Source organism: Delftia sp. ZNC0008 (assembly GCF_000799035.1).
In the GTDB taxonomy this organism is placed as follows: Bacteria; Pseudomonadota; Gammaproteobacteria; order Burkholderiales; family Burkholderiaceae_C; genus Comamonas; species Comamonas tsuruhatensis.
In genome coordinates, this window is record NZ_JTKZ01000389.1 from 1 (window position 1) to 9,416 (window position 9,416).

10 protein-coding genes are annotated in these 9,416 nt (G+C 61.9%); 4 read left to right on the top strand and 6 right to left on the bottom strand.

The features are described 5' to 3' along the window. Positions 1-671 (top strand): LysR substrate-binding domain-containing protein (locus tag L995_RS13095; protein WP_047472154.1); only part of this gene is annotated, 671 nt, incomplete at its 5' end. Between the two features lie 55 nt (positions 672-726). Then, the gene (locus L995_RS13100) at positions 727-1,230 is read left to right on the top strand and encodes a flavodoxin family protein (protein ID WP_047472155.1); all 504 of its coding nucleotides are present in this window, start codon (positions 727-729) and stop codon (positions 1,228-1,230) included. Between the two features lie 58 nt (positions 1,231-1,288). Here the strand turns inward: L995_RS13100 and L995_RS13105 are convergent, their stop codons facing one another. From L995_RS13105 to L995_RS33075, 4 genes are all read right to left on the bottom strand, one after another. Next, a complete protein-coding gene (locus L995_RS13105) occupies positions 1,289-2,686 on the bottom strand; it encodes a hypothetical protein (RefSeq protein ID WP_231574421.1) in 1,398 nt (465 codons plus the stop codon). Continuing rightward, positions 2,638-3,099: a hypothetical protein gene (locus tag L995_RS13110; protein ID WP_047472158.1), complete on the bottom strand. Its 462-nt coding sequence runs from the start codon at positions 3,097-3,099 to the stop codon at positions 2,638-2,640. Before L995_RS13110 ends, L995_RS13105 begins: the two co-directional genes overlap by 49 nt. Before the next feature lie 3 nt (positions 3,100-3,102). Continuing rightward, a complete protein-coding gene (locus L995_RS13115; protein ID WP_047472159.1) occupies positions 3,103-3,711 on the bottom strand; it encodes a peptidoglycan recognition protein family protein in 609 nt (202 codons plus the stop codon). Between the two features lie 1,178 nt (positions 3,712-4,889). Continuing rightward, on the bottom strand, positions 4,890-5,117 hold the full coding sequence (locus L995_RS33075) for a hypothetical protein (RefSeq protein ID WP_151019911.1): 228 nt from the start codon (positions 5,115-5,117) through the stop codon (positions 4,890-4,892). Positions 5,118-5,534: 417 nt separating this feature from the next. Between L995_RS33075 and L995_RS32015 the strand changes: the two genes are divergently transcribed. Beyond that, positions 5,535-6,314 carry a hypothetical protein gene (locus L995_RS32015; RefSeq protein ID WP_227468592.1) on the top strand — a complete coding sequence of 260 codons (780 nt, stop codon included), beginning with the start codon at positions 5,535-5,537 and terminating at the stop codon, positions 6,312-6,314. A gap of 326 nt (positions 6,315-6,640) precedes the next feature. Here the strand turns inward: L995_RS32015 and L995_RS13125 are convergent, their stop codons facing one another. After that, complete coding sequence (locus L995_RS13125; protein ID WP_047472161.1) at positions 6,641-7,579, bottom strand: DMT family transporter; 939 nt, start codon at positions 7,577-7,579, stop codon at positions 6,641-6,643. A 145-nt stretch (positions 7,580-7,724) separates the two neighbouring features. Here L995_RS13125 and L995_RS13130 point away from each other — a divergent pair, with 145 nt between their 5' ends. Further along, entirely contained in the window at positions 7,725-8,666 is a 942-nt protein-coding gene (locus L995_RS13130; protein WP_047472162.1) for a LysR family transcriptional regulator, read from the top strand. Here the strand turns inward: L995_RS13130 and L995_RS13135 are convergent. Further along, on the bottom strand, positions 8,663-9,416 hold a 754-nt coding region (locus tag L995_RS13135), incomplete at its 5' end, for a PhnE/PtxC family ABC transporter permease (protein WP_047472164.1). The genes L995_RS13130 and L995_RS13135 overlap by 4 nt on opposite strands.

Genomic DNA, 9,416 nt, shown 5'->3' on the forward strand with positions numbered 1-9,416 from the left:
CCGCGTCCGAAGGCATTGCCGTCGTCTTCGGTGCCAGCCTCTCGCGTGCGCTGGAGGCGGAAATGCCGCTGGCCAGCCTGCAGTTCCTGCCCGAAACCCATGCCGACCCGGGGGCCCTGCGCGAAGGCCGCATCGACCTGGATGTGGGCAGCTTTCGCAGCATGGACCCGGAAACCGAGAGCCTGGTGATATCGGAGCAGACCTTGGTGGGCGTCGTGCGCGCCGGCCATCCCCTGTTGAAGTCCGCCAGAAAGTCGCAACGGCTGAGCACCGCGCAGTTCGCCGCCGCGCGCCACGTCGGCATCACCCAGCGCCCGGGTGAAAGCTCGCCCGTGGACGCTGCCCTGGAGGCGCTGGGCCTGCAGCGGCAACTGGCGCTGCTGGTGCCCAGTTCGTTCTCGGCCCTGATTGCGGCCTCCCGCACCGACCTGGTGGCCTGCGTGCCGACACGCACGGCGCATGGCATGGCCGCATCGCTGGGGCTGGTGGTGTTTGCCTTGCCCATCGACGTGCAGGTGCAGCCCATGCGCATGGCCTGGCATCCGCGCCATCAGGCGGATCCCGCGCATCAATGGTTGCGCGACTGCATTCAACGGCAGCTCGATGATCCGCAATGGATCAGGCCTTCCGTGGCATCGCTGACGGATGGGGCCGGCAGGGGGGTTACCTGACCCGCACCGTGGCGGGAGCGGCCCGGTTCTCCCTCCATCGGTCTATGCTCGCGGCATGAACGCAAGCAAGACCCTGCTGATCGTCTACCACTCCATGACCGGCGGCACCCGCCAGATGGCCGAGGCCGCGCGCGACGGCGCAGCGGCCGAAGGCCAGGGCGTGCAGGTGCGCCTGCTGCATGCCTCCGAGGCCGGCCCCGACGATGTGCTGTCCGCCGACGGCTACCTCTTCGCCACCCCGGAAAACCTGGCCGCCATCAGCGGCCAGCTCAAGGACTTCTTCGACCGCAGCTACTACGCGGCGCTGGAGCACCTCAATGGCCGGCCCTATGCCAGCCTCATCTGCGCGGGCAGCGACGGCCAGAACGCCGCCCGCCAGATCGCCCGCATCGCCACCGGCTGGCGCCTCAAGCCCGTGGCCGAGCCCCTGATCATCTGCACCCACGCCCAGACCACCGAAGCCATCCTGGCACCCAAGCGGATTGCCGCAGCTGAGCTGGAGCAGTGCCGGGCGTTGGGGGAGGCGATGGGGGCCGGGCTGGCGCTGGGGGTCTTTTGAGGGTTGCCAGCATCTTGGGTGCCCTACATTTCTTGGTGGCCCGGTCGCCCGGTGTGGCTCAGCCGAACAGGCGCGACCAGAATCCGCCTTTTCCACCCACCTGCTGCCGGGCTCCCTGCATGTGGGCGCGTATGCCGAGCAATTGGGCATCGCCCGGATCGTGGCGCAGGGCGATCTCGACCAGTTCAGGCTGAAGGTGCGAGGCCTTGAGCTGGCCCAGGGCCCTGAGGGCGGTGACCTTGTGCGCATGAACGAAGCTCATGCTGCGAACTTCCCATGGCGCTTGCTGTTGCTGAGACGAAAGCTGCGCATAGCGGCGCTCGGCTTCGGCCACGATGTCGAGGACGTCCTGGTGGTGGCTGGTCTCGTTGAGATAGGCGCATGCGGTCTGCGCGCAGTCCAGATACAGGCCGGTATCAAGCGCGTAGTCCTCCATCAGCAGCAGGGACAGGTCGGTGGCTTGCTTGCGGTTCCCCAGTTGCCGATAGGCATGGCGCAGGTTTTCCAGCAGGGCCCGGAAACAGGTCTGCTGCAGCCCGGCTTCGAGGACGGCGGCCGCCTGCTCGTACTGTTCCTGCGCGTTGTACAGCACGCCCAGGTTGTTGCAGCACATGGCATAGGTGTGGATGTCCAGCGCGGCGGGCGCGGCCTCCCGGCCGTTTGCCGGCGTGCCGGCGCTGGCGAAGCGCTCCAGACAGCGTTCGTAGAGTGTGGTCTGCAGGCGTTCGATTTCCTGCAGGGCCGCTGCATCCGTGTCGGGGCGCTTCCACTTGCCCACGGTCACGCCGGCCGTGTAGTAGTCGGGTGCCGCCGGGCTATCAGCCAACTCGGGATAGGAAAAGATGCTGCGCCAGGGCACGGCATGCTCCATCTCGAAAATGCGGGCTTGCAAGTCCGCCTGGGGCTGCAAGGCATGAGACTTGCGGTAGGCGGCCAGCGCGGGCTCGGGTTCGTCCAGCCAATAGTGGGCACTGCCCAAATAGCGGTGTCCATAGGCATTGCCTGGTGACATTGCCAGTGCGCGCTGCGCCCATTCGACGACCTGGCGCAATGCCGCACTGCGGTCCTCGGTGAATTGGTCACTGGAATCGAGATACACCAGGCACAGCATCAGCCATGACCATTCGCTACCCTGGCCTGATTCGGCAGTGGCCTGAATGCTGGTCAAGAGGCTGGCAATCGCTTCATTGTCCAGATGGCTGAAAACCGTGGTGCCAGACCATAGCGCATGCATTCGCGCGTGGTCGCCCTGGCTGAGGGCATGCATTCCTTGGGAAATCAGTCGTTCCATGGTCTGTTGGGAATATTGTGGGAGGCGCCATCGTATCCGCTGTGTTTGACAGGAGGATGGGGCACCACTCAATGGGAGCGATAAGACGCCCGTGCAGACAATGTCTGAACAACAGGTCAAAGCCCCGTCAACTGCGGCAATGCCTTCTCGCAGGCCTTGCGGCACAGGTAGCGCAGGTCCTGTTCACCATCTTCACTGCGCAGGTAGCCGGCGCCGGCGGCGTTGATGTTCCATTCATAGACCTTGCCCGAGCGCAGCAGCCGTCCGCTGAAACTGCAGGGCAGGATGATGGATTCCTCGTGGAAGCTGCCAGCCGAGACTTGCTTTGCCGTCGCGAAATAGCGGGCCACGTCGGTGGCGTCCAGGCTGACTTTCTCGCAGCCCATGGTCTCGCCCGAGCCTACGGAACGGGTGACCGGGCCGATGACGGAAATGGGTGCCGCCTTGGCCGCGTGTTTGGGCGTGGATGCGGAAGTAGATGAGGCCTGCAGCGGCGCATGCAGGCACAGCATCACGGCAACCCAGGCGGCAATGCGCAGGCTGCGAGAGGGGTTGTTGAAAAGCTGGCTGGATGGCATGGCTCAGGCTCCCGTGAAGATGTAGCGCAGCAATTGGGCGCCTTCGGTCGCCTCCTTGCGGGCAATGGCGCCGTGGGAGTAGACATCGGACAGCAGCTTGAGCTTGTAGTGGTCCACCACTTGCTGGGTCAGCCATTTGGTCTGGAACAGCTGCGATTGGGTGGGCGCCTCGTAATCCTTGGTCGATGGCAGGAAGCGGCCCACCACCTCGATGCCAACGGAGTCGCTGTTGGCCGGATAACGCAACGGATAGGCCTTTGTGTTCTCGTGCGATGACACATTCTTGGCCCGCTTGCTGAAGCTCAGGCCCTTTTGGTGCAGCAGGGCATTGATGTTCTTGAGTTCCGTGGGATCGCAGGTGCTCTCGTTGACGCAGCGCGGCTGAAGAATTCCCACATGCCAGCAGATGCGCTCAAGGCTGGCCGTCTGGTAGATCTTGCCGTCCTTCTCGATCAGAAAGTGCGCCCCCGTCTTCTGGCCGCTCTTGTAGGCATTGAGCACGCTGGCGGCCGTGGACGAGTCAGTGCGGTGCAGCACGATGGAGGTGACGGACAGCAAGGCGCCGTGCTCTATGGACGGATAGGTCTTGACTTCGACGCTTTTGTCTACCATCAATCCTTTTTCGATAGTGGCCAATTATTTCTCCCTCTTTATTCCGACTGGTTGGTTGCGGCTGGCTGGAAAACCGGCACAGCATACAGGTTTATTAGATAGAAATAATTCGAAATGTACGACAGACTTTGTTGATTGAAATATGTTGAAACAATTGACTTGGGTTCATGAAGGATTGATGAATCGCAGAAATGTCCTGCATTCCGTCACGCCCAGTGCCAGCGAAGTGCACCGGCCTGCGCGGTGACCCATAAAAGCGCCGCAATTGGATGCGCCGGCAGCAGACCAATGGCAAGGTCGAGAAGTTCATTCAGTGGATGCTTCGCGAATGAGACTATGGCTGGGCGTACCTGAACTCAGCCGAGTGGACTCATGCCTTTTCTATCTGGCAGCACCTACAACAGGCAGAGATTGCACAGCGACATCGGAGGCGTCGTCCTGATGTCCAGGCTCAAATCTGCAAACAACCTATTGTCGGTTCACGTCTAGTTGTATTAGATAAATTTCGCCTTGCAAGCCGCAGGTGCAGTCCTGGATATGGTGCCGGTACCTGATATCCAGTCTGTCAAGGACGCTTTCGCAGGCCGGGAAGTTGCATCCGGGCCTGAGCTTTTGCAGTCGTCTTGCTAACAGGTTTGAAGAAGACCCATCAGCCAGCGCGCAGAACGTCCGGACAGCAGCCATTGGGCGCCATTAAAGCAGCGATCCTGGGCAGAAGGGGCAGCTTGTCCAGCATCATGGCGGCGAGCAAGAGGGCAAGGGCGGCGGCGCCGCGCAGCACGCGGCCTCAGACGGGGAGATTTCGCTTCAGGCAGAACATGGACGGGCCTTTATAAGTATTGGCTTTGCCTGGAAGCCGGTGGTCACCAAGAAGGTTCAGAGATTTCAACGGTTTCTATGGCTGGCTCAGATTGTCCTGGTGTTCCCGCAACGCAGTCTTGGGGTGTCAGCTTTCAGTTATTTCCACCAGCCGGCCGCCAGCACTGCTGCCATGGTGCTGGCCATGCCGGCCCATTGCGTGGCCCATGGCCCGACGGTGAAGCGGGTCAGGTCTACCAGCAATATCATGGCCGGATAGATAAAGGAAAGTGCGGCAGGCTGGATCGGGCACGCACCGCATCCGGCACGCGAAGTATCCGTGCCGCCCCTCTGCGTAGAGATCGTGCGTAGAGCCACATTCAGCGGGAGAGCAAGATGAAGAGATGCACGTGGGAGGGCATGGTGAAATGTGCATACGGTACAAGGCGCTTGCCATAACCTCGTCGCCCCGGGAAATCAGTTGTCCTATTGTTGTGCCCGGCGAACTGAGGCAGTGCACCACCATATTTGCGGCAGATGCCCATGTCATTGGCTGGCCTGAAAGTGAGATGTTGTATCTCTTCGTCGATCGCACCGATCGTATTCATAGAGAATCTCTTTCGTCAACATGACCTCAACATGACCATCTCCATGAGGGACGTGAGATGCATGGTCGTGCCATTCGCCCTCGATACCCCCACTTCGCCTTTGGTAAGGAAACGATGAGTGAATGGGGCTTGCATTGCATTCGTGCTTGTGGCACCCACAGTCAAGGCTATAGATTGTATTGTGGTGAGTGAGTGCTTATTTTGCATGTTGGATAATTATTGGCTTGCTAACTGTTTGTCCAGGGAAAAAATGGGGGTTTGCAAAAATCTTCATACCGAGTTAGGCTTGTCGCCTCGACGCAGTTGAGAAAAATACGACAGAGCAATGATGCTTGTTCGGTGTCTTAAGTGAGTGTGCCAAATAATTTTTGAAACTCAGTGGGAATGGTATATGGGAAAATATACTGATCGCATGAAATGAAAGGAGTTGAAAAAATAAAATTAAGTCGGTGTGGTTTTAAAATTATTGTACTTGAGGAGATTTCCGTAATGAAGATTGCATATGTTGGTTGTGCGGTAGTTTTTGCTTCTTTCTTGTCGTCGAATGCATTGGCGGAAGGGTGGATCGGTTCCACTTCCAATACCTATACCGATGGCGCTCACATAGAAGGATGGGCGTGTAATCCGGCAACGCCTGGCGTTTCCGGATGGGTTCACTTCTGGAGCGGTAGTGCAGATAATAAATTCCTAGGTGCTTTGCATGCAAATATCCCACGCGAGCAGGCGGTAGGAAATATATGCGGAGACTCCGGTGTGCACGGTTTCAGTGGAACTCTGGATGTGCCATATGCCGAACGTGACGGGAAAAGGCATAAAATCGTAGCCTACTTCATCAACGAAAATGGACAGCCACCGTTGTTGCTGCAAAACCATGCCTATATGTGGCTGGATGGCGGATATACGTTGCAGACAAGAACTGAGTGTAATGGAGCCAATCCTGCGCCGGGGCATTGGGTCAAGAAAGCTGTTGGCGGAAAGTGCACACTGCACAGTAGTGTAGGCGGTATCACGTGGGCTCTGAACACGACACATGCCTTCATCAGCAATGCGCCCTCGGGTTACCAGCTTGAGGCCTGTGAGCCAGGTCCTGCCGGATGGACGACTCTGAGCACAAACCCCTCATCCTCCAATTGCATGAGGATTGATCCTTATGCGAACATTGTTACCAGCCCCAGCTACATCATCAAGAAAAATTGATGATTGACAGTTTCCGGTTGATCTGGTTTCCTTAAAATCCGTGGTAACTTCAGGATCTTGGGGTAAAGACCTTTGTCTCTGATCCTGCAGTTACTCTATTGCACGAATTTTGCAGGGTGCATGCTATTCCGCACGGTAAATTTGAACTCTCTCGTCTATTTTGAGAATCCGCTATTGGGGTAGTGGATTTCTCTTGACGAGGATGATGGTTTTGGGGTTTTGATGTCGATCATGTTTTTCCGATCAGGCCGAAAACGATTCTGATCCTGCTCCGGAAAACCTGGGCGTTCGCACCAGATTACGTTCGGCTTGGTTGCGCTGGACCGTTAGGACTGGCCCGTGAGCCGGTGCCCCAGCACCGCCACCACAATGCAGCCCATCCCGACCCACTGCGCCGCCGACGGCACGGCGCCAAACCAGACCAGATCCACCAGCAAGGCCATGGCGGGGTAGACGAAGGACAGTGCCGCAATGGCGGGCGCCGGCAGCCGCTGGAATGCGGCATACATCACCGTGTACATGAAGGCCGTATGGACCAGTCCCAGGGTCAGCACCATGGAGGCGGCGCGCGCTGACAGCAATTGAGGGCTGGCTGCGGCGATATGGGTGAGCAGCGGCAGGGCCCACAGGCTCAGCACCAGTCCGCCCGCCAGCATCTGCAGCATGGCGATCTGGGCCGAGGGCATGTGGCCCAGGCGGCGCGTGGCCACCGTGGTGCCTGCGTAGAGAGCGGCGGCCAGCAGGGCCAGGGCCACGCCTATCCAGGCGCCTGTTCCAGCATGCGATGCATCCATGCCATCCAGCCCGACCAGGCCGCTGCTCAGCGCCACCCCCAACAGGGCCAGCAGCAGCCAGGGCAGCTTGCGGCGTTCGACGGGCTCGCCCTGCAGCGCCGAAAGAGCCAGCAGCATGAAGGGCTGCACGTGGTAGACCACGGTGGCCACGGCGATGGAGCTGTAGTGGTAGGCGCTGAAGAGGGCGACCCAGTTGAGCACCAGGGCGATGCCGCCGCCAGCCAGCCACAGCCATTCACGGCCTTGAGGGGCGACCCATTCGCGCCGCCAGGCCAGCCACAGGCCCAGGCCCAGTGCGCCCAGCACGCACCGGGCGAATACGACCAGCAGCGGCGGCAGCGCGCTTTCCACGACCAGCAGGCCGATGGTGCCCGACAGCGCCATGGCCAGCAGCATGCGCCAGGTGCCGCCCTGGCTGGCTCGGGGCCGCGTGGTTGAGGTTGCAGATGTGAGGCTGGGGCTGTGGGACATGGTGTGGATTCCTGGGCGCGCTTCGGTATGGAGCGCATGGCCATATCTTGCGGACCCTGCAATCAATCAACAATCTACCAGTCATTCAAATTATTATTGCCTGACATGCAACAAAGACCGGAGTAGCGCCTTGCCCGATACCGCCATGCCCCTGGATGAAATGCTGGTCTTCGCCCGCGTGGTGGAGCACCAGAGCTTTGCGGGCGCGGCCCGGCAATTGGGGCTGACGACTTCGGCCGTGAGCCGCAGCGTGGGGCGGCTGGAGGCGCATTTCGGGCTGCGGCTGCTGCAGCGCACCACGCGCTCGCTGTCGCTGACCGAGGCGGGGGCAGAGATCCATCAGGCCTGCCTGCGGCTGGTGGAGGATGCCCAGGCCGTGCAGGCGCTGGCCGGCCAGTTGCGCCAGCAGCCGCGCGGGCTGCTGAAGATCAGCGCGCCGGCCGTGCTGGGCGATCTCTGGCTGTCACCGCTGCTGCCGGGCTTTTGCGCGCGCTGGCCCGAGGTGCAGGTGCAGGTGGACATGACGGACCGCATGGTGGACCTGGTGGCCGAGGGGCTGGACCTGGGCCTGCGCATCAGCGTGCCGGGCCAGATCGCGCCGGGGCTGGTGGCGCGGCCGCTCAAGACCATCCGCTATGTGCTGGTCTCCACACCCGGCTACCTGGCGCGGCATGAGGCCATCGGTGCGCCTGAGCAGTTGCTGGCGCATCCCTTCATCAGCCTGGGCTACGGCCAGTTCCAGAACGAGGTCGAATTGCGTCCGCAGCGCGCTGGGCACCAGCCGGCTGCGCCCGCTACGCGTCTGCTGGTGAATACGCCCATCACCATTGCCAGCAGCCTGGGCATCATCCAGGCGCTGCAGCAGGGGCCAGGCATCGGCGTGGTAGCGGACTTTGCGGCGCAGGCGGCGCTGCAGGCCGGGCAGCTGGCGCCCGTGCTGCCGGGCTGGGCGCTGTGCGGCAAGTACGCGCCGCGCGTGGTGCATGCGGTCTATGCGCCCACGCGCCATGTGCCGCTGAAGCTGCGGGCGCTGATCGACTACCTGGTCGAGGTGGAGGGTGACGGCGCCGCGGCCCCCGCCACCTAACCCATGCGCCTGCGCAGCGCCGCGCTGGCCCAGTCCACGGCCACGGACAGCGCCAGCATGGCGATGATGACGGTGCTGGCCTGGGCGTAGTGGAACAGCGACAGCTCGAAGTACAGCAACTGCCCCAGCCCGCCCGCGCCCACGAAGCCCAGGATGGCGGCCATGCGGATGTTCATCTCCCAGCGGTACAGCGTATAGGCCAGCAACTGCGGCGCGGCGCCGGGCAGCGTCGCGTAGAGGAAGGCCATGGCACGGCCGCTGCCGGACAGGCGCAGCGCTTGGGTGGGGGCGGCGGGCTGGTTCTGCAGGGCCTCGGCATACAGGCGCCCCAGCACGCCGGCCGTGTGCAGCGCCAGCGCCAGCGCGCCTGCGAACGGGCCCAGGCCCACGGCCAGGGCGGTGATGGTGGCCCAGACCAGCTCGGGCACGGAGCGCAGCACGTTGAGCACCAGGCTCCAGGGGGCGCGCCAGCGCGGCAGCGCCAGCAGCAGGCCCAGCACGGCCGCCAGCAGGGTGCCGACCACGGAAATGGCCAGCGTCTCCCACACGCCCACGGCCACCTTGCGCAGCCATTCGGCGCTGGTGTCGGGCGGGAAGAAGCTGATGACGAATTCCAGCATGGACCGGCCCGCCGCGCCGGTGAACAGCGAGGGCAGGTCCATCTCCAGCATGGCAAAGCTGGCGGCCACGCCCAGCGCCAGGGCGGCGCAGGCGAGGGCGCTGCGCCAGCCCCAGGCGCTGGCACGCGCG